Source organism: Neisseria sp. P0009.S007 (assembly GCF_051962515.1).
In genome coordinates this window covers 1-1113 of the sequence record NZ_JBQCVF010000455.1, presented here as the reverse complement: position 1 = coordinate 1113, position 1113 = coordinate 1, and the positions used below count along the sequence as shown (strand labels likewise).

Here is a 1113-nt window from a genome sequence, read left to right as displayed (position 1 = left end):
GCTTTAAAGGGATATATTTAAGAGAAACCCAAGCGTTTATCGGGTCGGGTAAACATAAAAATAAACAGGGAAGTTAACGCGCCCAAAGTATCGGCAAGCATGTCTTTTTGCGCGTCCCAAATATCGCCTTGAGAGCCCAAGAACTCCAGTCCGGCCTCTCCACCATCGATGACGGCATATTGCCATTCGATAATTTCATAGGCGGCAGCCACGCTCATAATGAAGAACAAGGAGAAAAATAAGGCCAACGGCAGGTTGCACAGTTTGCGGCGCAGCAGCCATTCAGTCATTGGATAGGCGTAGAAGCCGATGATGTAATGGGCAATACGGTCGTAATGATTGCGGTTTTCGCCCAAAATTGGTTCAAAAAAGCGGTTGATGGATTCAAACGGTACATCTGCAAAAGTATAGTATGCACCGATTGAATGCATAATCAGCCAGAAACTCATGAATAAGTAGGCCAGGTTGCTGAAGCGGAAAATGCGGTAGGTGGCAACAAGAAGGAAGAATACGGATGCTACGGGAATGATTTCAGCGTACCAGACCGCGCGGTCATGGGGATTGATGCCTGACCAAACAATGAGGGCAAAGATAATTGTGGCAAGAAAAATGGGAAAGATTGGAGAGGGTTTGTTCATGTTGTGTGTATGTAGTAATAATGGTTACGTATTGTATAACGAATTGGTAGGACTGGAAGTTTCGATCATTAAAGGCCGTCTGAAAAACAGCTTTCAGACGGCTTGAAGTTTAGCCATTCCAGAAATAACGGGTGATGTGGAAAAACACGGGTGCGGCAAAACAAATCGAATCCACGCGGTCAAGCATACCGCCGTGGCCGCGTATCATATTGCCCCAGTCTTTGACACCGTAATCGCGTTTGATGGCGGACATAACCAGGCCGCCAAAGAAGCCCATCAGGCAGACGATAAAGCCGATAATGGCCGCTTGGCCGTGGGAGAACGGCGTAATCGGCGCCATCAACGCGGCAATGGCCGTGGCCGATAAAATACCGCCGACAGTGCCGGAAATGGTTTTGGACGGAGAAAGCGAAGGCATGATTTTTGCACCGCCAATCAGTTTGCCCCAAACGTATTGCAACACATCCGATACTTG

The 1113-nt window shown here is 47.9% G+C and carries 2 protein-coding genes; both read right to left on the bottom strand.

What is annotated here, in order from left to right:
• Positions 1-17 precede the first annotated feature (17 nt).
• Positions 18-638, bottom strand: coding sequence for a DUF2238 domain-containing protein (locus tag ACTHS3_RS14020; RefSeq protein WP_070606956.1), 621 nt, complete (start codon positions 636-638; stop codon positions 18-20).
• Positions 639-747: 109 nt separating this feature from the next.
• Positions 748-1113: phosphatidate cytidylyltransferase (locus ACTHS3_RS14015; RefSeq protein ID WP_440367684.1), on the bottom strand; the 366-nt coding region annotated here is incomplete at its 5' end.